At 71.6% G+C, this 19310-nt stretch carries 19 protein-coding genes and 1 tRNA gene; 13 read left to right on the top strand and 7 right to left on the bottom strand.

What is annotated here, in order from left to right:
* Positions 1-111 precede the first annotated feature (111 nt).
* A tRNA-Met gene (locus ORI94_RS12355) sits at positions 112-185 on the top strand.
* A 180-nt stretch (positions 186-365) separates the two neighbouring features.
* Here ORI94_RS12355 and ORI94_RS12350 read toward each other — a convergent pair.
* Positions 366-782 (bottom strand): Fur family transcriptional regulator, encoded by a 417-nt coding sequence (locus ORI94_RS12350; protein ID WP_266074568.1) that lies wholly within the window; start codon positions 780-782, stop codon positions 366-368.
* A 144-nt stretch (positions 783-926) separates the two neighbouring features.
* On the opposite strand from ORI94_RS12350, the gene ORI94_RS12345 reads away from it, so the two are divergent.
* Positions 927-2378 carry a catalase gene (locus ORI94_RS12345; RefSeq protein WP_266074567.1) on the top strand — a complete coding sequence of 484 codons (1452 nt, stop codon included), beginning with the start codon at positions 927-929 and terminating at the stop codon, positions 2376-2378.
* Between the two features lie 94 nt (positions 2379-2472).
* On the opposite strand, the gene ORI94_RS12340 is transcribed toward ORI94_RS12345, so the two are convergent.
* The gene (locus ORI94_RS12340; RefSeq protein ID WP_266074566.1) at positions 2473-2877 is read right to left on the bottom strand and encodes a cyclic nucleotide-binding/CBS domain-containing protein; all 405 of its coding nucleotides are present in this window, start codon (positions 2875-2877) and stop codon (positions 2473-2475) included.
* A gap of 222 nt (positions 2878-3099) precedes the next feature.
* Positions 3100-3900, bottom strand: a complete 801-nt coding sequence (gene hisN / locus ORI94_RS12335; protein WP_266074565.1) for a histidinol-phosphatase — start codon at positions 3898-3900, stop codon at positions 3100-3102.
* A gap of 158 nt (positions 3901-4058) precedes the next feature.
* On the opposite strand from hisN, the gene ORI94_RS12330 reads away from it, so the two are divergent.
* Entirely contained in the window at positions 4059-4676 is a 618-nt protein-coding gene (locus tag ORI94_RS12330; protein ID WP_266074564.1) for a TetR/AcrR family transcriptional regulator, read from the top strand.
* 52 nt (positions 4677-4728) lie between these two features.
* On the opposite strand, the gene ORI94_RS12325 is transcribed toward ORI94_RS12330, so the two are convergent.
* The 4 genes from ORI94_RS12325 to ORI94_RS12310 form a co-directional block, all read right to left on the bottom strand.
* Positions 4729-5052, bottom strand: coding sequence for a DMT family transporter (locus ORI94_RS12325; RefSeq protein ID WP_266074563.1), 324 nt, complete (start codon positions 5050-5052; stop codon positions 4729-4731).
* Positions 5053-5256: 204 nt separating this feature from the next.
* Entirely contained in the window at positions 5257-6267 is a 1011-nt protein-coding gene (rsgA, locus tag ORI94_RS12320; protein WP_266074562.1) for a ribosome small subunit-dependent GTPase A, read from the bottom strand.
* A gap of 11 nt (positions 6268-6278) precedes the next feature.
* Positions 6279-7595: a 3-phosphoshikimate 1-carboxyvinyltransferase gene (aroA, locus tag ORI94_RS12315; RefSeq protein WP_266074561.1), complete on the bottom strand. Its 1317-nt coding sequence runs from the start codon at positions 7593-7595 to the stop codon at positions 6279-6281.
* A 208-nt stretch (positions 7596-7803) separates the two neighbouring features.
* Complete coding sequence (locus ORI94_RS12310; protein WP_266074560.1) at positions 7804-8526, bottom strand: M50 family metallopeptidase; 723 nt, start codon at positions 8524-8526, stop codon at positions 7804-7806.
* 50 nt (positions 8527-8576) lie between these two features.
* Between ORI94_RS12310 and ORI94_RS12305 the strand changes: the two genes are divergently transcribed.
* From ORI94_RS12305 to ORI94_RS12260, 10 genes are all read left to right on the top strand, one after another.
* Positions 8577-9392 carry an SOS response-associated peptidase gene (locus ORI94_RS12305; RefSeq protein ID WP_266074559.1) on the top strand — a complete coding sequence of 272 codons (816 nt, stop codon included), beginning with the start codon at positions 8577-8579 and terminating at the stop codon, positions 9390-9392.
* Between the two features lie 10 nt (positions 9393-9402).
* Positions 9403-10131 (top strand): alpha/beta family hydrolase, encoded by a 729-nt coding sequence (locus ORI94_RS12300; protein ID WP_266074658.1) that lies wholly within the window; start codon positions 9403-9405, stop codon positions 10129-10131.
* 263 nt (positions 10132-10394) lie between these two features.
* On the top strand, positions 10395-11081 hold the full coding sequence (locus ORI94_RS12295; protein ID WP_042167288.1) for a sigma-70 family RNA polymerase sigma factor: 687 nt from the start codon (positions 10395-10397) through the stop codon (positions 11079-11081).
* Entirely contained in the window at positions 11078-11416 is a 339-nt protein-coding gene (gene rsrA, locus ORI94_RS12290) for a mycothiol system anti-sigma-R factor (RefSeq protein ID WP_266074558.1), read from the top strand. The genes ORI94_RS12295 and rsrA overlap by 4 nt, the downstream gene beginning before the upstream one ends.
* Positions 11417-11626: 210 nt before the next feature.
* Positions 11627-13009: an HD-GYP domain-containing protein gene (locus ORI94_RS12285; protein WP_266074557.1), complete on the top strand. Its 1383-nt coding sequence runs from the start codon at positions 11627-11629 to the stop codon at positions 13007-13009.
* Complete coding sequence (locus ORI94_RS12280; protein ID WP_266074556.1) at positions 13006-14340, top strand: HD-GYP domain-containing protein; 1335 nt, start codon at positions 13006-13008, stop codon at positions 14338-14340. The genes ORI94_RS12285 and ORI94_RS12280 overlap by 4 nt, the downstream gene beginning before the upstream one ends.
* A 278-nt stretch (positions 14341-14618) precedes the next feature.
* Positions 14619-15599 (top strand): tetratricopeptide repeat protein, encoded by a 981-nt coding sequence (locus tag ORI94_RS12275; protein ID WP_266074555.1) that lies wholly within the window; start codon positions 14619-14621, stop codon positions 15597-15599.
* A 146-nt stretch (positions 15600-15745) separates the two neighbouring features.
* Positions 15746-16396 carry a peptide deformylase gene (def, locus tag ORI94_RS12270; RefSeq protein WP_266074554.1) on the top strand — a complete coding sequence of 217 codons (651 nt, stop codon included), beginning with the start codon at positions 15746-15748 and terminating at the stop codon, positions 16394-16396.
* Between the two features lie 330 nt (positions 16397-16726).
* Complete coding sequence (gene cyc1 / locus ORI94_RS12265) at positions 16727-17812, top strand: epi-isozizaene synthase (RefSeq protein WP_266074553.1); 1086 nt, start codon at positions 16727-16729, stop codon at positions 17810-17812.
* Positions 17809-19275 (top strand): cytochrome P450, encoded by a 1467-nt coding sequence (locus ORI94_RS12260; protein WP_266074552.1) that lies wholly within the window; start codon positions 17809-17811, stop codon positions 19273-19275. Before cyc1 ends, ORI94_RS12260 begins: the two co-directional genes overlap by 4 nt.
* Positions 19276-19310 lie beyond the last annotated feature (35 nt).

Here is a 19310-nt window from a genome sequence, read left to right as displayed (position 1 = left end):
TCCGTCGGCGGTGGGGCGGGCGGACCGTGCCGCCGCACCTCGGAGGCGTACGGCCGCTCCGAAAGGGATTTGCCTCCGTCCGCGTCCTTGACGTAACGTTGCATTCATCGCCGCGGGGTGGAGCAGCTCGGTAGCTCGCTGGGCTCATAACCCAGAGGTCGCAGGTTCAAATCCTGTCCCCGCTACTGAAGACCGAGGGCCGGAATCCGAAAGGGTTCCGGCCCTCGGTGCTGTGCATCCGGTGCTGTGCATCCACGGATCCGCGGCTCACCCCGCACGCGGGTATCGCATGACGAAGCCCGGCACCGACGGTGCCGGGCTTCGTCATGCGTGCCGGGAGGGAGGGCGGTGGGAGTGCCGGAACGTTACGCCGTCACGCAGTTCGGGCAGACGCCGCGATACGTCATCTCGACGCCCGACACCGTGAAGCCGAAGCGCTCCGTGTCGGGGAGTTCGGCCAGCGGGTTGCCGGTCGGATGTACGTCACGGATCGCGCCGCACTGCGCACACACCAGGTGGTGGTGCGGCCGGTGGGCGTTCGGGTCGTAGCGCTTGGCCCGCTTGTCCGTGGCGACTTCCAGCACCTCGCCGAGCGTGACCAGTTCGCCCAGGGTGTTGTAGACCGTCGCCCGGGAGATCTCGGGCAGCTTGGTGACGGCTCTGGCGTGCACCTCGTCGGCCGTCAGGTGGACGTGATCGCCGTCGAGGACCTCGGCCACCACACGACGCTGTGCGGTCATCCGCCAGCCACGCCCGCGCAGTCGTTCCAAAAGGTCGCTCATGAGCATCAGCCTAACAGCTAGGGGAACGAGGTCCCGAACGAGTGTGACTTTGGAGTCATGCTTGACTTAGACATTGTCTATTGTAGGATCGGGAACGGCTTTGGCCAAGAGGCGCAGTTGGCTGGAATGACGCAGGAGGCGTACGTGACGCAGGGACCGCTCACTACGGAAGCCGGTGCTCCGGTATCCGACAACCAGAACAGTGAGAGCGCGGGCGTCGGCGGCCCGGTGCTCGTTCAGGACCAGCTCCTCCTGGAGAAGCTGGCTCACTTCAACCGTGAGCGCATTCCGGAGCGCGTGGTGCACGCCCGCGGCGCCGGTGCCTACGGGACCTTCAGGGTCACCGCCGACGTGACGAAGTACACCAGGGCCAAGTTCCTGTCCGAGGTGGGCAAGGAGACGGAGACCTTCGTCCGTTTCTCGACCGTGGCGGGCAACCTGGGTGCTCCGGACGCGGTGCGCGACCCGCGTGGTTTCGCGCTCAAGTTCTACACCGAAGAGGGCAACTACGACCTCGTCGGCAACAACACCCCGGTCTTCTTCATCCGGGACGCCATCAAGTTCCCCGACTTCATCCACACGCAGAAGCGCGACCCGTACACGGGCTCGCAGGAGGCGGACAACGTCTTCGACTTCTGGGGTCTGTCGCCCGAGTCCACGCACCAGGTGACCTGGCTGTTCGGTGACCGCGGCATCCCGGCGTCCTACCGCCACATGGACGGTTTCGGCTCCCACACCTACCAGTGGAACAACGAGGCCGGCGAGGTCTTCTGGGTCAAGTACCACTTCAAGACCGACCAGGGCATCAAGAACCTCACCGCCGAGGAAGCCGCGGTCCTCGCGGGCCGGGACCCCGACTCGCACCAGCGTGACCTGCGTGAGTCCATCGAGCGGGGCGACTTCCCGTCCTGGACCGTGGGCGTACAGATCATGCCGGCGGCCGAGGCGGCGACGTACCGTTTCAATCCGTTCGACCTGACCAAGGTCTGGCCGCACGCGGACTACCCGGTCCTCGAGTTCGGCAGGCTGGAGCTCAACCGCAACCCGGAGAACATCTTCGCCGAGGTCGAGCAGTCCGTCTTCAGCCCCGGTCACTTCGTGCCCGGCATCGGTCCGTCCCCGGACAAGATGCTCCAGGGCCGCATCTTCTCCTACGCGGACGCCCACCGCTACCGCGTCGGCATCAACGCCGACCACCTGCCGGTCAACCGCCCGCACGCCACCGAAGCGCGCACCTACTCCCGTGACGGTCACCTGTACGACGGCCGCCACAAGGGGGCGAAGAACTACGAGCCGAACAGCTTCGACGGTCCGGTCCAGACCAATCGTCCGCTGTGGGAGCCCATCGCGGTGACCGGTCCCACCGGCGAGACGGCCACGCCGTCCCACGCCGAGGACGACGACTTCGTGCAGGCGGGCAACCTCTACCGGCTGATGAGCGAGGACGAGAAGGTCCGCTTGGTCGGCAACCTGGCGGGCGCCCTCTCCGGGGTCACGCGCGACGACATCGCCGAGCGTGCGATCAACAACTTCCGCCAGGCGGACGAGGACTTCGGCAAGCGGCTGGAGGCCGCGGTCCAGGCCCTTCGCGGCTGATTCCAGCGCTGGACCGCTTGCCGTGGCGACGGGCCGGACTCCCCCACGGGGGCCCGGCCCGTTCGGCGTGCCGAGCAGGTCCCGGCCCGCTAGGTCACGCCGGTGTGTGCTGGGCCGCCTGCCGTCGTACGGGGGCCCAGCAGCGGATGATGTCGCGCACCGAGACGATGCCGACGGGCTCGCCCCGCTCCAGGACGATCAGATGGCGGAACCCGCCGTGGCACATGGCGTGGGCGGCGTCCTCGAGCGTCCAGGACGGGGCGGCGAAGACGACGTCGGTGGTGGTGTGGGCGTGGGCGCGCTCGGAGTCGGGGTCCTGTCCCAGGCCCAGCGAGTTGAGGACGTCCCGTTCGGTGAGAATGCCGATGCCGGTGCCGTCGGGGTCGAGGACCACGGCCGCGCCGACGCGGCGGGTGGACATCAGGGCGGCGGCCTGGCGGAGGGTGTGGGCGGGGCCGATGGTGAGGACCACCGTGCTCATGGCGTCACGGACGAGCATGGGATGGAGCCACCTCCTACCGGAAACCGTGCCGTCGGACGCCGGGCGTCCGCCGGTCCACGGTTTCACAAGTTCACAAGTGGGCGGGTCCTCAGAGTCCCAGGCAAAGCCGGAGTCAACAAGAGGGCGCGTGCGGCGGATCGAGGGCGCGCAGGCCTCCGCGCGCGAGCCTCATGCACGGCCTCGTGCGCGGGCTTCGTGCGTCTTTGGACGCCGACGGCGCTAGTAACGCTGGTTGAGGTAGCCCAGCAGTTCGTCGTGCAGCAGGCCGTTCGAGGCGGCCGCGTTGCCGCTGTGCGGTCCGGGCCGGCCGTCGAGTCCGGTGAAACTGCCGCCCGCCTCGGTGACGACGATCGAGGTGGCGGCCATGTCCCAGAGCGACAGCTCGGGCTCGGCGCACAGGTCGACCGACCCCTCGGCGACCATCATGTAGGACCAGAAGTCGCCGTACGCGCGTGTCCGCCACACCTCGCGGGTGAGGTCCAGGAAGCCGTCCAGCCGCCCCTGCTCCTCCCAGCCGCTGAGTGAGGAGTACGCGAACGAGGCGTCGGCGAGCCGGGAGACCCGGGAGACCTGGAGCCGGGAGGCCGAGGTCAGGCTGCGGCCGCTGTACGCGCCGTGGTCCTTCGCCGCCCACCAGCGGCGGCCGAGCGCGGGAGCCGAGACGAGACCGACGACAGGCTGGAAGCCCCCCTCGCGGGCCTCCATCAGGGAGATCAGGGTGGCCCAGACGGGAACGCCGCGCACGTAGTTCTTGGTGCCGTCGATCGGGTCGATCACCCAGCGCCGCGGCCCCGTGCCCTCCACCCCGTACTCCTCGCCGAGGACCGCGTCCCGGGGACGGGCACGCTTCAGGTGGCCTCGGACGACGTCCTCCGCGCCCTTGTCGGCCTCGGTCACCGGCGTCATGTCCGGTTTGGTCTCCACCTTGAGGTCGAGGGCCTTGAACCGGTCCATCGTCGCGGCGTCGGCGGCGTCCGCGAGGACATGGGCGAGACGCAGGTCGTCAAGGTAGTCGGGCATGCAACGAACCGTATCTGCCGAGGTGGGACCGGGGCTACAGGGGGGCTTGTGGCCCGCGCGCGGGCAACCGGGCCCCGCACCCCACGCGAACCCTTGACAGTGCCCGGCGGCGCGTCAAATCTGAAGCGCAGAGCCGCTCGCCCGCCCCGAGGGAGGCGATGATGCCTGCAGCGCGGGAGTCCCTGCTGGACGCCGCTCACACGGCCCTCGCGCGCCGCCCGTGGTCCGCGGTACGGATGGTGGACGTGGCCGCGGCAGCCGGAGTGTCCCGGCAGACGCTCTACAACGAGTTCGGAAGCAAGGACGGACTCGCCAGGGCCCTGGTCCGCAGAGAGGCCGACGGCTACCTGGCCGGCGTCGACCGTGCCCTCACGGTCCACAGCGACGTCCGTGACCGGCTCACCGCGGCGGCCGAGTGGACCGCCGCCGCGGCCCGCCAGAGCGCCCTCGTCCGGGCCATGCTCACCGGCTGCTGGAGCGAGCGCCTGCCCTCCCCGGCCCTCTCACCGGTCCGGTCCGGCTCCGCCGTCCCCGCCCAACGCCGCGCCGACGGCCCGCTGCCCTCGCCCGGTGACCTCGTCGCGCTCGTCCGCGACCGCGCGGTGGCCGTCCTGACCGGCCCCGGCGTGCCCGGGCCGGCCGACACCGCGGAGCTGGCCCGCGCCTGCGAGCTGGTGGTGCGCCTCGCCGTGTCCTGCATCGCCGCGCCGCCGCCGGCCGAGGGCGGTGTCGCCGATCTGGTCCGCGGAGCCCTGTCCCGTCAGCCGGTGCCGTAGGGCTCCGGCGCTGCCGCACCTCCGCACCCCCGCGCTCCCCGGCGGGGAGCGCTCAGTGCGCGGACCCCGACAGCTGCAGCCCGATCACGCCGACGATCACCAGGGTGATCGACACGATCTTCAGCGTCGACACCAGGTCACCCAGGAACACCATCCCGTAGATCGCCGTGCCCGTGGCCCCGATCCCCGTCCACACCGCGTACGCGGGCCCGACGTCCAGTTTCTTCAGGGCCAGGGTGAGCAGGCCGAAGCTGCCCAGCGCGAACACGCAGAAGGCGATCGTCGGCCAGAGCCGTGTGAAGCCGTGGGACAGCTTCAGGCTCACGGCGAAACCGGTCTCGAGCAACCCGGCCACCACGACCAGCAGCCACGCCATGTGTCGTCCTCCCCGTCGTCCCGACATGCGGTGGCCGGGTTTCGCGTATGTCGCGTACAGCGACCCGCCTCCGCCGGGTTCGAGAGCTTCGGGTCCGGCTCGGTGCGATTATGCACTTACCGTCCGTGGGCCCTGACAAACACGGGAGGGCCGACGATCCCGCGCTGCGGCCGAGGGGACCCGGCCGCTCCCGGCCGGCCCGGGTCAGTCGCCTTCCGGGTGCTCCCGGGACGCCAGCAGCCGCCGCAGCGAGTACAGCCGCGCCGGGTCCGCGTGTCCCTCGGCGACCCACGCGTCCAGCGCGCAGTCCGGCTCGTCGTGGCTGCACGCGCGGGGGCAGCCCTCCGTCCCCGGACCGAGCTCGGGAAAGGCGAGGATGACCCGCGACGGATCGACGTGCGCGAGGCCGAACGACCGCACCCCGGGGGTGTCGACCACCCACCCCTCGGCGCCCGACAGCGGCAGCGCCAGCGCGGACGTCGTCGTATGACGCCCCCGTCCTGTCACCGCGTTGACATGCCCGGTCGACCGCCGCCGCTCCTGCGGCACCAGCGCGTTCACCAGGGTCGTCTTGCCGACCCCGGAGTGCCCCACGAACGCCGTGATCCGACCCGCCAGCTGCTCCCGCACCCGGTCGGCCGCCGCGCCGCTCTCCAGTTCCGCACGGCTGGTGACGACGTACGGGATGTCGAGGTCGCCGTACAGTTCCAGCAGCTTGTCCGGTGGCGCGAGGTCCGACTTCGTCAGGACCAGCAGCGGGGTGAGCCCGCCGTCGTACGCCGCGACCAGGCAGCGGTCGATCAGACGCGGGCGGGGCTCGGGGTCGGCGAGGGCGGTGACGACGGCCAGCTGGTCGGCGTTGGCGACGACGACCCGCTCGTAGGGGTCGTCGTCGTCCGCGGTCCGGCGCAGTACCGACGTCCGCTTCCCGATGCGGACGATCCGCGCGAGGGTGTCCTTCTCCCCGGTGAGGTCGCCGACGATCGCGACCCGGTCGCCGACCACCGCCGCCTTGCGGCCCAGCTCACGGGCCTTCATGGCGAGCACGGTCCGGTCCTCGACGAGGCAGGTGAGCCGGCCCCGGTCGACGGTGAGGACCATGCCCTCGGCGGCGTCCTCGTGTTTGGGCCGGATGTGGGTGCGCGGCCGGTTGCCCTTGCGGTTCGGGCGGGAACGGATGTCGTCCTCGTCGGTGTGCTTGCCGTAGCGGCGCATCGTCTGCGGTCCTAAGCCCCGAGCATCCCGGCCCACAGTTCGGGGAAGTCCGGGAGGGTCTTCGCCGTGGTCGCCACGTCCTCGATCCGTACGCCCTCCACCCCGAGGCCGATGATCGCACCGGCGGTGGCCATGCGGTGGTCCTCGTACGTGTGGAAGACGCCGCCGTGCAGCGGGCGCGGGCGGATGTGCAGACCGTCGGCGGTCTCGGTGACGTCGCCGCCGAGCTCGTTGATCTCCTTGGTGAGCGCGGCCAGGCGGTCCGTCTCGTGCAGCCGGAGGTGGGCCACACCGCGCAGCGTGGACGGCGAGTCCGCGAGCGCCGCGACGGCCGCGATGCCCGGCGTCAGCTCACCGACCTCGCCGAGGTCCACGTCGATGCCGTGGACCGATCCGGAACCGGTGAACTCCAGTCCCTGCTCGGTCAGCTCGCAGGAACCGCCCATCTCGGTGAAGATCTCCCGCAGCCGGTCACCGGGCTGGGTGGTACGGGCCGGCCAGTCCGGGACGAGGACCCGGCCGCCGGTCACCAGCGCCGCCGCCAGGAACGGCTGGGCGTTGGACAGGTCGGGTTCGATGGTGAGATCCCGCCCGAGCAGAGCGCCCGGGGTGACCCGCCAGACGTTGGGCTCGCCGCCCGACTCCGGAGTGTCCACCTGGGCCCCCACCGCGCGGAGCATGTCGACGGTCATCCGGATGTGCGGCAGGGAGGGAAGCGTCGCACCGGTGTGCCGGACCTCGACGCCCTGGTTGAAACGCGGTGCCGAAAGCAGCAGCGCGCTGACGAACTGCGACGACGAGGACGCGTCCACCGGCACGGTGCCGCCCTCCAGGGCGCCGCCGCCGTGCACGGTCAGCGGCAGTGCGCCCCGGCCGTCGTCGTCGATCCGGGCACCCAGGTGCCGCAGCGCGTCGATGACGCCGTTGAGCGGGCGCTCGTACGACCGCGGGTCACCGTCGAACCGGACGGGACCGTCGGCCAGGGCGGCGACCGGGGGAAGGAACCGCATCACCGTGCCGGCGTTGCCGACATCGACGGTGGCCGGGCCGCGCAGGCCCGTGGGCAGCACCCGCCAGGCCTCACCGGTGCCGTCGGGGCCCACGCCCTCCTCGATCTCGATCCCCATGGCCCGCAGCGCGCCGGCCATCAGCAACGTGTCGCGCGACCGGAGCGGGCGGCGCAGCCAGCCGGGCTCGGAGGCGAGGGCGGCGAGTACGAGAGCGCGGTTGGTGACCGACTTCGACCCCGGCACATGGACCGTCGCGTCGACGGCTCCGCTCGCGTGCGGGGCGGGCCAGAGGGTGATGTGCGCGGGATTAGCGGTCATGCGCACTACTTTAGTGGCGGTCCCGGCCACCGGGTGTGCTCGGGACGCCCCGGACGGCCGGCCCCGAGCCGCTGTCCCCCGGGCCGAGCGCCGCCCCCGGGCCGAACCGCTCCACCGGGCCCCCGGCGGAACGCGGGTGGGGGTCCCGAGCGGCGGGCGCCCCTGCCGACGCGTCGGCGGCCACCGCTTCCCGGTGACTCCTGCGGTGTCACAGCCCCAGCAGCCACCGTCCACCGCCGAGCAGGGAACACAGGGACACCGCGTGGAACAGGAAGAACCACAGTCCCGCCGGTACGTGCGTCAGCCGGGACAACTGGTCCGCGTCCGAGTCGCCCGCGCCCCCGCGCGCCCGTTTGGCCTGGAGCTCGAACGCCGGACGCACCCCGCCGAGCAGCAGGAACCACACCACGGCGTAGGCGAAGGCCGCCTGGACCTGTGGGCCGGCCAGCCAGGACACGAGGACGAACGTGCCGCCGGTGAGCAGCACCGTCAGCGCCCCGTAGGCATTGCGGATCATGATCAGCATCGCCACGAGCAGCACCGTGGCCAGCCACAGCAGCAGCGTGATGCGCCCGGCGCCCAGCAGTGCCGCACCGCCGAGGCCCAGCAGCGGGGGAGCGGTGTAACCGGCCGTGGCGGTGAGGATCATGCCGATGCCGGTCGGTTTGCCGCGGCTGACGGTCAGGCCGCTGGTGTCCGAGTGGAGGCGTATCCCCGTGAGGGTGCGGCCGGTGAGCAGCGCCACGAGCCCGTGGCCGCCCTCGTGCGCGATGGTGACGGCGTTGCGCGAGAGCCGCCACAGTCCGTGTGGCGTGACCACGACGAGCGCGGCGGCCAGTGTGGCGACCACCACCCACAGGTCCGGGTCGGGCTGGGTACCGGTGACCTCGTCCCAGAGGGAGGCGAAGGAGGTGGGTGCGGTGCTGTCCATGTGGGGCGGGGGCTCCTCGTGGTGGCGCGGAGTCTGGCAGTGTTGCATGTATGTGCGGACGGTATGCAGCGAGTCGCAGGCCCGAGGATCTCGCAGGAGTCTTCGAGATCGACAAGTGGGAGCCGGAAGAGGCCCTGGAGCCCGACTACAACGTGGCGCCCACCAAGGAGGTCTACGCCGTGCTCGACCGCGCAGTGAAGGACGCGGACGACCCGCGACCGGTTCGGCAGCTGCGGAAGCTGAAGTGGGGCCTCGTGCCGTCCTGGGCCAAGACGCCCGAGGGCGGGGCCCGGATGATCAACGCACGCGCGGAGACCGTCCATGAGAAGCCGTCCTACCGTCGCGCCTTCGCCACCCGGCGCTGCGTCCTGCCCGCCGACGGCTACTACGAGTGGGTCACCGGCACGCAGGAGCGGGACCTGGAGGTCGAGGGCAAGCGCAAGCGCCCGCGCAAGCAGCCGTACTTCGTGACACCGGCCGACGGCTCGGTGTTCGCGATGGCGGGTCTCTACGAGTTCTGGCGGGACCGGACCCTGCCGGACGACCATCCGCGGGCCTGGTGGGCGACGTGCACCGTCATCACCACCGAGGCGGAGACCACGCCGCTCGCGGAGGCGCCGGCGGACGGCCCGAGGGCTCTGGCCGACATCCACCCCCGGATGCCGCTGATGCTCACACCGGACCGCTGGGACGCCTGGCTCGACCCCGCCCGCGCGGACGTCGAGGAGCTGCGCGGGCTCCTCGCGCCGCCGCCCTCCGGCCTGATGCGTGCTTTCCCGGTCTCCACCGCGGTCAGCAACGTCCGCAACAACGGCCCGGAGCTGCTGAGGGAGCTGGAGGCACCGGAAGAGAGCACACTCTTCTGACGTGACGCCTGTGAAGCACACGAAGAACGCTCCCGCCGCGGCCGGCTCGGCGGAACCACCGTCGGTCGAGACCGTGGGGACCGACGCCGGTCCTGCCCGTATCACCTGGCACCCCGCCCGGCACACCGCGCGCCTCGTCCTCGCGCTGGGGCACGGCGCCGGCGGGGGCATCGAAGCCCGGGACCTGCGGGCCCTGGCCGCCGTGCTGCCCGCGCACGGCACGACCGTGGCGCTGGTGGAGCAGCCCTGGCGGGTGGCCGGCAAGAAGGTGGCCCCCGCGCCGAAGACCCTGGACACCGGTTGGCGCGGCCTCTGGCCCGCGCTGACGGATCCGGGCCTGCCGGTGATCTCGGGCGGGCGCAGCGCCGGAGCCCGCGTCGCCTGCCGGACCGCCGGTGAGCTGGGCGCCCGAGCGGTGCTCGCTCTCGGCTTTCCCCTGCACCCGCCGGGCAGGCCCGAGAAGTCCCGGGCCGACGAGTTGCTCGGGGCCGGGGTGCCCACCCTCGTCGTCCAGGGCGGCAACGACCCCTTCGGCAGGCCCGAAGAGTTCCCGGAGGGGTCGTACGAACTGGTCGAGGTGGCGCACGGCGATCACGGCCTCGCCGTTCCCCGGCGGGCGGACATCACGCAGGAGGAGGCCCTGACGGTCGTCACGGACGCCGTCGTGCGGTGGGCCGGCTCCCTCGTGGAGCAGTGGGCGCCTCCCCTCCGTGCCCGGGCGGGCCGGGCGCCCGGGTAAAGCTTCGGGAATGTCCGGACCCCCTCCGCTGTTGACGCCGACGTGTCCGCCGGTCCGCCGGCGCAGCCGTCGTAGTCGTAGGAGAGGAAGTCCGCCGCATGGGTTCGACCTTCTGCCCGAGCCGCAAGGGCCGCACCGAGCTGGACTGGACGGTGCTGCACGCGGCCAGGACCGTCCCCCTTCGGGCGGCGGACGGACCGGATCGTCGTCTATCCTCCGATTCGAGTGAGACCGTTTCCGGTCCCACGACAACTCTGGAGGAGGTGGGTCCGGTTCCCGGTACCGACGCAGGGACCGAACACGGCCAGGCGGAGCAGCCCGAGGGGCAGGGCGACAAGCGAGTGGAATCGACCGCCGAACGCAGCGCGCGCTTCGAGCGGGACGCGCTCGAGTTCCTCGACCAGATGTACTCGGCCGCCCTGCGCATGACGCGCAACCCGGCGGACGCCGAGGACCTGGTCCAGGAGACGTACGCCAAGGCGTACGCGTCCTTCCACCAGTTCCGTGAGGGCACCAACCTCAAGGCGTGGCTGTACCGGATCCTCACCAACACCTTCATCAACTCGTACCGCAAGAAGCAGCGGGAACCGCTGCGCAGCGGTTCCGAGGAGATCGAGGACTGGCAGATCGCGCGGGCCGCGTCGCACATGTCGACCGGTCTGCGTTCCGCGGAGGCACAGGCGCTGGACCACCTTCCCGACTCGGACGTCAAGGAAGCGCTCCAGGCGATCCCCGAGGAGTTCCGCATCGCCGTGTATCTCGCCGATGTCGAGGGCTTTGCCTACAAGGAGATCGCCGACATCATGGGCACACCCATCGGTACCGTGATGTCCCGGCTGCACCGTGGCCGCCGTCAGCTGCGCGGCATGCTCGAGGACTACGCGCGCGAGCGCGGACTGGTCCCGGCGGGCGCCGGAGAGTCGAACGAAGCGAAAGGCTCGAGGTCATGAGCTGCGGAGAGCCGCACGAGACGGATTGCAGCGAGATCCTCGATCATCTCTACGAGTTCCTCGACCGTGAGATGCCGGACTCCGACTGCGTGAAGTTCGAGCACCACTTCGAGGAGTGCTCGCCCTGCCTCGAGAAGTACGGGCTCGAGCAGGCGGTGAAGAAGCTGGTCAAGCGCTGCTGCGGACAGGACGACGTGCCGGGCGACCTGCGTGCCAAGGTCATGGGCCGGATCGACGTGATCCGCTCGGGCCAGGCCGTTCCCGATCAGGACGTCACCGTCTCCGAGGCGCCCGCACCACGGCCCCAGGCCGCTCCGGCGCCGCAGGATTCCTGAGCCTTCCAGGGGTCCCGGCCGCTCCGGGCCCACTGCTCGAACACCCTTCGAACCGTCGTCCCGGTAGGCACCCTCGAAAGGGGAGCGCCCTCACCCGTACGTGCTAATCCACGGGGCAGGGTCCCGCGGAGGTGCCGTCCGCCCCCCTAGGCTCCAGACCCTGACAGGCGCCAGGCCGAGCGAGGCCGGCACGGTCGGGGGGAGAGTCTGATGGAGGCGTTACCGGCACGGGCCCGTGTGTACGTGGCCGGTGTCACCGTGGCGGGCCTGCTCTGTCTGCTGCCGGCGGTGCCGGTGCGGGCCGCCCCCGCTCCGGACGCCTCCTGGCGGGCCGTCGCCTCGCTCGCCGTGCTGTACGCCTGCTGCGAACGCCTCGCCCGGTCCCGGCAGTTCGGCGCCCCGAACTCCGGCGGCACCTTCCACCCCGTACTGCTCGCCGCGGCCTTTCTGCTGCCGCCGTCCGCCGCAGCACTGGTCGCGCTGCCCGGCGCGCTGCTCGCCCCCGTGGAGCAGCGGCCGTTCCTCGCGCGGCGCGTCTGGCGGGCCGGACAGCTGCCCCTCGCCGTGTGGGCCGCGAGCCGGGCACACCGTGCGGCCGGCGGCGGGGAAACGGTCGCGGTCGGCGACGTTCCCGCGGCGCTGGGCGCGGCCGGCGCCGCGGTGCTGGTGTTCTGCCTGGTGCTGACGCTGCTGGACCGCGGCATCGTGGTGCTGGTGGGGGGCCTGCCGCTTCGGCCCGGGAGCCGGACGACCCGGCGGACGACCTGGTGGCGGCTGTTCCTGCGGTCGCTCGCACCGGTCACCGTGCACGGCCTCGCCGGACTGATGATGGCACTGCTGTGGCGCAGCCCCCACGGGCCCGTGGCCGCGCTGCTCGTGCTGCCGCCGATGTACGTCTCGTGGTGGGCGTTCGCCCAGTACCACCGGGAGCGGGCCGCCCACCAGGCCACGATCCGCGCGCTCGTGCAGGCCGTCGACATCAAGGACGGGTACACACGCGGACACAGCGAGCGGGTCGGCCAGGCCTCCACGATGATCGCGCGCGAGCTCGGCATGGACGACGAGCGGACCGAGGTGCTGCGCTTCGCCGGCATCCTGCACGACGTCGGCAAGCTCGGGGTGCCCACCCGGCTGCTCACCAAGGACGGGCCACTGACCCCCGAGGAGCGGCGGGTCATCGAACTGCACCCCGAGTACGGGCACGAGATGGTCCGGGGGATCTCCTTCCTGGGCGAGGCCCGCGCGGCCGTGCTGCACCATCACGAGCGGCTGGACGGCAGCGGTTACCCCTACGGGCTGGCGGGCGGTCAGATCCCGGAGTCCGCGCGCGTGGTGGCGGTCGCCGACGCCTTCGACGCGATGACCTCCAACCGCTCCTACAGCAGGGCACGGCCGGTCCCCGCGGCGCTGGACGAGCTCCAGCGGTGCGCGGGGGGCCACTTCGACCCGCGGATGGTGGAGGCGCTGGTGCGGGCGATCGGCCGGACCGGCTGGCATCCCGCGGTGACGGCCGAGGACGCCCGACAGCCCGCCGGCCCGCCCGCCCCGCCGGCTGCCGAGCCGGCCGCCGGTTCGCCCGGGGCACGCCGATGACCCCGCGGCCGCACACCCTCGTGCACGCCTGCGCCGCCGTGCTCGCCGCCGGCTGTCTCGGTGCCGCCCTGTGGCACGGGATCGCGGAACGAGGCGTCGCCCTCGCCTTCGGCGTACTCGTCGCGGTCGGGGAACTCACGCGGCACCACGGCCCGCGGCGACCCCGCGACGGACGGCAGCCCGGTGAGGGAGCGCCGCCGGGCGCCGGAACACAGCCCCGCGACGGTCCGCGGGTCCGTCAGACCGCGCCGCTCGCCGCCGCCGGCTCACTGGCGTACGCGTTGCTCGGCGAGGCCGGGGGGCGGCCCAGCCACCACGGCGTGGCCCAGGTGGTCGTCGTGGTCCTTGCCGCTTCCCTGTGCGGCAGCGTGCCGCACGTCGGCCGCGGGCACGGACCCACCCGCGACCGGCTGGCCCGCCGGACCCTCACCGTCGGGTTCGTCGCCGTGTGCTTCCAGCCCTTGTACGGCAGCGGGACGTTCGACGACTGGGGCGGTCCCGCCTACGCGCTGCTGCTGCTCGCCCTGCTGTCGCTGTCCGCCCTGTGCGACGCCGTGCTCGCCGCCGCGCTGGCCCACTCCCGCACCGGCCGGCCCTTCCCGCCGGCGCTGCGCGACGAACTGAGGGCGCTGCCCGGCATCGGGGCCGCCGTCGTCGCGACGGGCGCGGTGATGGCGCTCGGCGTCGTGGCCGTGGGGTTGTGGGCGCTGCCCCTGCTCTCCGTGCCCCTGCTGCTCGCACAGCTGTCCTACCGGCGGTACGCGGCCGTCCGGGCCACCTACCGGCAGACCATCGCCTCCCTCGCGCGGGCCACCGAGATCGCCGGCTGCACCCCGGCCGGGCACGCCCGCAGGGTCGCCGACCTCAGCCGGTCGGTGGGCCGGGACCTGGGGCTGACCGAGCCGGATCTGGTGGTGCTGGAGTACGCGGCCCTGATGCACGACATCGGCCAGCTCAGCCTTGTCGACCCGGTGCCGGCGGGCGCCACCGCAGTCCTGCCGGCCCCGGAACAGCGGCGGATCGCCCTGCTCGGCGGCGCCGTGGTCCGCCAGACCGGGGTGGACCCGAGGGTGGCCGGGATCGTGGAGCGGCAGGCCGAACCGCACCAGGAGCAGCCGCTGGCCGCGCGGATCGTCCGGGTGGTGAACGCGTACGACGAGAAGTCCCGGGCAGGAGGCCCCGACGGGCCGCTGACGGCACTGGAGGAACTACGCCTCGGCACCGCCGGCGAGTACGCGCCCCAGGTCGTCGAATCCCTGGCCCGGGTGCTGGCCAGGGCCAGGGCGAGGGAGTACGCGGACGGCTACGACGACGGGGGCGGCCGGTGGTGAGAGCGGGAGGCCGCCGGGGGACCACGGAGGCCGGGATGTGAGGATCGGGAGGTGAGGATGAGGGCGACGTGGGGGAGCGACGCCGGAGGGGGCGCGGGAACCGGCGTGAGGACAGGCGCCCGACCGCGGCGAGAGCCGCGAACCGGACGGTCTGCCCCGGGCCGGTCCGGGGTAACCCATGGGTAATGAGCGCCCTTCCGGCCGTACGTGGTTGGATGCGAAGGAGACGGTGTCCGGGGGCTAGGCCGCCCACCGCACGGAACTGGCAGGCGGGAATCGTGAGGATCTTCGGCAAGGGACGGAACAGGCCCTCCGCCTCCTGGCGGCAGGCCACGGACCGCGCGTTCACACTCATCGGCGACGGCCGCTACGAGGACGCGGGCGCGCTGCTCACCCGGGCCGCCGATCTGGAACCCTGGCTGTCGGAGTCCTGGTTCAACCTCGCGCTGCTGCACAAGTTCCGGCACGACTGGGAGCAGGCGCGGACCGCGGGCCTCAGGGCCGTGGCGCTGCTCGACCGGGACACCGGCGCTCCGGACTGGTGGAACGTCGGCATCGCCGCCACCGCCCTGCAGGACTGGCCGCTGGCCCGCCGCGCCTGGCAGGCCTACGGGCTGAAGGTGCCGGGGAGCCCCACCGACTCCGGTGAGCCGCTCGGCATGGACCTGGGCAGCGCGGCCGTGCGGCTGTCCCCGGAGGGGGAGGCCGAGGTCGTCTGGGGGCGGCGGCTCGATCCCGCCCGGATCGAGGTGCTGTCCATTCCGCTGCCGTCCTCCGGCCGTCGCTGGGGCGAGGTCGTCCTGCACGACGGGGTGCCGCACGGCGAGCGGAGCACGGCCGCCGGGCACACCTACCCGGTGTTCGACGAGATCGAGTTGTGGGCGCCCTCGCCGGTGCCCACGTGGGTGGTCCTGCTGGAGGCCGCGAGCGAGACCGACCGGGACGCCCTGGAGCAGCTGGCCGCGGACGCCGGGTTCGCCGCGGAGGACTGGTCGTCCTCGGTGCGGCTGCTGTGCCGGTTGTGCTCGGAGTCCCGGATGCCGTCCGACGAGGGAGAGGGCGAGCACCTCGACCCGCACGACCACAGCGAGCCCGGGCACCCCGGACCGCTCGGCCACCGCACCGACGGGCAGTCGTGGGTGCCGGAGCGCGAGTGCGGGCTGGCCGCGCCGGCCGCGCTGGTCCGCGGTCTGCTGGACGGATGGGTCGCGGACAGTCCGGACTCGCGGGACTGGCGGGACCTCGAAGAGGTCTGCTAGGGCGTTTTCCGCACCCGTTCACGGGGCGGACCGCCGGACCGGTCGTCGGCCCGGCCGCGGGCGAGGGCCGGTCGGCGGGCCGTCCGCTCGCCGTACCCTGTATCAGGCACCACACCCCATGTTTTCCAGGAAGGCGTACGTCGGTCATGGTTCAGCAGGACACCGATCAGCAGCACGCGGGCGTGCTCCCCGTCGACGAGGAGGGGTACGTCATCGACACGGAGGGCTGCGCGGAGCGCGAGGCCTCCTGGGTCGAGCGCGGCACCTCGCGGCCGATCACCGTGGTCGGCAACCCGGTGCTGCACAAGGAGTGCCGGGACGTCACCGACTTCGGCCCAAAACTCCAGGAGCTGGTCGCGGACATGTTCGCCAGCCAGCGCACCGCCGAGGGCGTGGGTCTGGCCGCCAACCAGATCGGTGTCGACCTGAAGGTCTTCGTCTACGACTGCCCGGACGACGACGGCGCGCGCCACGTCGGCGTGATCTGCAACCCCGAGCTGGTCGAACTGCCCGCCGAGAGGCGTCGGCTGGACGATTCCAACGAGGGCTGTCTGTCCGTCCCCACGGCGTACGCACCGCTGGCCCGGCCCGACCACGCCGAGGTGACCGGTCAGGACGAGCTGGGCAACCCGGTCAAGGTGCGCGGCACCGGCTACTTCGCACGCTGTTTGCAGCACGAGACGGATCACCTCTACGGCTACCTGTACATCGACCGGCTCTCCAAGCGGGAACGCAAGGACGCGCTGCGGCAGATGGCCGAGAACGAGCCCCGCTATCCCGTGGTCGCCCACGACTGATCGTCCGTCACGTCCGTCACGTCCGGGCCCCTCGCCCCTCTCGGCCCCTGGTCCCGCTGAACTCCCTCACGCGCGGCGCGTGGCCCGGCATCCCTGCCGGACCACGCGCCGTTCGTCTTTCCGGCAGGCGTTCGATCCCTCGGCCGACCGGCGGCCCGAAATCAGACACGTAAGGGGAGCTTCTCGGCACCCTCGGGTGGTGAAGGAGGCAAATGCGTTCCCAGAACGGTCAGTTGTGGTGCTGAATGGAGGGACGGGGATATGCAACGGCGCGTGCCCGGCGCGAGGGAACGGGGCACACGCCAACTGGCGGCTGAGAGGGGATTGTTCGTGCGTGCTTTGTCACACGGCACCACATCGAAACCGACCACCATCGCAGTTCCACCGGCGCTGTCCCTCCCGGTGATCGAGACGGCCTTTCCCCGGCAGCTCCATCCGTATTGGCCGAGGCTCCAGGAGGAAACCCGTGCGTGGCTGCTCGAAAAGCGGCTCATGCCGGCCGACAAGGTGGAGGAATATGCCGACGGACTGTGCTACACGGACCTCATGGCGGGCTACTACACCGGCGCCGCCGACGAGGTCCTCCAGGCGATAGCGGACTACAGTGCGTGGTTCTTCGTCTGGGACGACCGGCACGACCGCGACATCGTGCACGGTCGCCCCGACGCCTGGCGGCGGCTGAAGGGCCAGCTGCACACGGCCCTCGACCGCCCCACGGACCACCTGCGTCACGAAGACGTACTGGTGGCCGGTCTCGCGGACGGTGTGCGGCGGCTGTACTCGTTCCTCCCGGACACGTGGAACGCCCGGTTCGCCCGGCACTTCCACGCGGTGATCGAGGCGTACGACCGGGAATTCCGCAATCGTACGGAGGGAATCGTCCCGACCGTCGAGGAATACCTGGAGCTGCGCCGGCTCACCTTCGCCCACTGGATCTGGACCGATCTCCTGGAGCCCAGTGCGGGTTGTGAACTGCCGGACTTCGTGCGGAAGAACCCCTCCTACCGGAAGGCGGCCCTGCTGAGTCAGGAATTCGCCGCCTGGTACAACGACCTCTGCTCACTCCCGAAGGAACTGGCGGGCAATGAGGTGCACAACCTCGGAATCAGCCTCATCGCCCATGAAGGGCTGACTCTCGAAGAGGCGGCCGCCGATGTGAGGCGCCGGGTCGAGGAATGCGTCACGGAATTCCTCGACGTCGAACAGGAAGCCTTACGCTTCGCCGACGGTCTCGACGACCGCACGGTGGGAGGAAAGGAGCGGGCTGCGGCCGTGCGCGCCTGTCTCGGAAACATGCGGAACTGGTTCAGTTCCGTCTACTGGTTCCACCACGAGTCCGGCCGGTACAGGGTGGACAGCTGGGACGACCGGTCCACGCCCCCGTACGTCAACAACGAAGCGACAGGTGAGAAATGACCGTCGAATCGGTGACTCCCGACGCACCGGACGCATCCGGAGCATCCGCAACGACCGCGGCATCCGCAACGACCGCGGCATCCGCAACGACCGCAGCGTCCGACGAGGCGGCCCGGGTGAGGCCCGACGCGACCGGGCCGCGCGTGGCACCGGTGGCCGGCGGAGGCATCCCCGGCCTCGGTCACGGCCTCACACTGGTCCGCGATCCGCTCGCCTTCATGTCCCGGCTGCGCGACCACGGCGACATCGTGCGGCTCAAGCTCGGCCCCAAGACCGTGTACGCCGTCACCACGCCCGCCCTCACCGGGGCGCTGGCCCTCAGCGCCGACTACATCATCTCCGGCCCCCTGTGGGAGTCGATGGAGGACCTGCTCGGAAAGGAGGGCGTGGCCACGGCCAACGGCCCGCTGCACCGGCGCCAGCGGCGCACCATCCAGCCCGCCTTCCGGCTCGACGCGATCCCCGCCTACGGTCCGGTCATCGAGGAGGAGGCCCACGCACTGACCGAGCGCTGGGTGCCGGGGGAGCCGGTCGACTGCACCACCGAGGCGTTCCGGGTCGCCGTGCGCATCGCCGCCCGCTGTCTCCTGCGCGGCGGTTACACGGACGAGCGGGCAGACCGGCTGTGCGCCGCGCTCTCCACCGTCTTCCGCGGCATGTACCGGCGGATGGTGCTGCCGCTCGGCCCGCTGTACAAGCTGCCGCTTCCGGCCAATCGCGAATTCAACCGGGCCTTGGCCGATTTGCATCGTGTGGTCGACGAGATCGTTCTTGAGCGCCGTGCGTCCGGTCAAAAGCCGGACGATTTGCTGACGGCATTGCTGGAGGCGAAGGACGACAATGGCGATCCGATCGGGGAGCAGGAGATCCACGACCAGGTGCTCGCGATCCTCACACCCGGCGGTGAAACGATCGGTTCCACGATCATGTGGTTGCTGCAGGCACTTGCCACGCATCCGGAACACGGCGACAGGATGCGCGACGAGGTTCTCGCCGTTACCGGAGGCCGCCCGGTGGCATTCGAGGACATCCACAAGCTCACGCACACCAACAATGTCGTCGTCGAGGCCATGCGTTTGCGTCCCGCTGTCTGGATATTGACCCGCAGGGCGGTCAGGGACACGGAGCTCGGTGGCTATCGCATTCCGGCCGGAGCGGACATCATCTACAGTCCGTTCGCAATCCAGCGCGATCCGAAGTCGTACGAGCGCAACCTGGAGTTCGACCCGGACCGCTGGCTTCCGGAGCGTGCGAAGCACGTTCCGAAATACGCCATGAGTCCGTTCAGCGTGGGCAACCGCAAGTGCCCGAGCGATCACTTCTCGATGGCCCAGCTCAGCCTGATCGCGGCCGCGCTGGCGACGAAGTTCCGCTTCGAGCACGTGCCCGGCTCGGACGGCACCACCCGCGTGGGCATCACCCTGCGCCCGAACCGGCTGATGCTGAGGCCGGTCACCCGCTGAACCGCCGCAGCCGGCGGAACGGTCACCTCCGGCGG

The organism is Streptomyces sp. NEAU-W12 (assembly GCF_026242095.1).
Lineage (GTDB): Bacteria > Actinomycetota > Actinomycetes > Streptomycetales > Streptomycetaceae > Streptomyces.
This window is presented reverse-complemented; position numbering and strand designations above follow the sequence as displayed.

Bases quoted from the DNA above. Each gene is read 5' to 3' on its own strand.
- ORI94_RS12350 (WP_266074568.1), bottom strand. From the start codon at position 782: ATGAGCGACCTTTTGGAACGACTGCGCGGGCGTGGCTGGCGGATGACC.
- ORI94_RS12340 (WP_266074566.1), bottom strand. From the start codon at position 2,877: ATGCTCGTCCGTGACGCCATGAGCACGGTGGTCCTCACCATCGGCCCC.
- hisN (WP_266074565.1), bottom strand. From the start codon at position 3,900: ATGCCCGACTACCTTGACGACCTGCGTCTCGCCCATGTCCTCGCGGAC.
- ORI94_RS12330 (WP_266074564.1), top strand. From the start codon at position 4,059: ATGATGCCTGCAGCGCGGGAGTCCCTGCTGGACGCCGCTCACACGGCC.
- ORI94_RS12325 (WP_266074563.1), bottom strand. From the start codon at position 5,052: ATGGCGTGGCTGCTGGTCGTGGTGGCCGGGTTGCTCGAGACCGGTTTC.
- rsgA (WP_266074562.1), bottom strand. From the start codon at position 6,267: ATGCGCCGCTACGGCAAGCACACCGACGAGGACGACATCCGTTCCCGC.
- aroA (WP_266074561.1), bottom strand. From the start codon at position 7,595: ATGACCGCTAATCCCGCGCACATCACCCTCTGGCCCGCCCCGCACGCG.
- ORI94_RS12310 (WP_266074560.1), bottom strand. From the start codon at position 8,526: ATGGACAGCACCGCACCCACCTCCTTCGCCTCCCTCTGGGACGAGGTC.
- ORI94_RS12305 (WP_266074559.1), top strand. From the start codon at position 8,577: ATGTGCGGACGGTATGCAGCGAGTCGCAGGCCCGAGGATCTCGCAGGA.
- rsrA (WP_266074558.1), top strand. From the start codon at position 11,078: ATGAGCTGCGGAGAGCCGCACGAGACGGATTGCAGCGAGATCCTCGAT.
- ORI94_RS12285 (WP_266074557.1), top strand. From the start codon at position 11,627: ATGGAGGCGTTACCGGCACGGGCCCGTGTGTACGTGGCCGGTGTCACC.
- ORI94_RS12280 (WP_266074556.1), top strand. From the start codon at position 13,006: ATGACCCCGCGGCCGCACACCCTCGTGCACGCCTGCGCCGCCGTGCTC.
- def (WP_266074554.1), top strand. From the start codon at position 15,746: ATGGTTCAGCAGGACACCGATCAGCAGCACGCGGGCGTGCTCCCCGTC.
- ORI94_RS12260 (WP_266074552.1), top strand. From the start codon at position 17,809: ATGACCGTCGAATCGGTGACTCCCGACGCACCGGACGCATCCGGAGCA.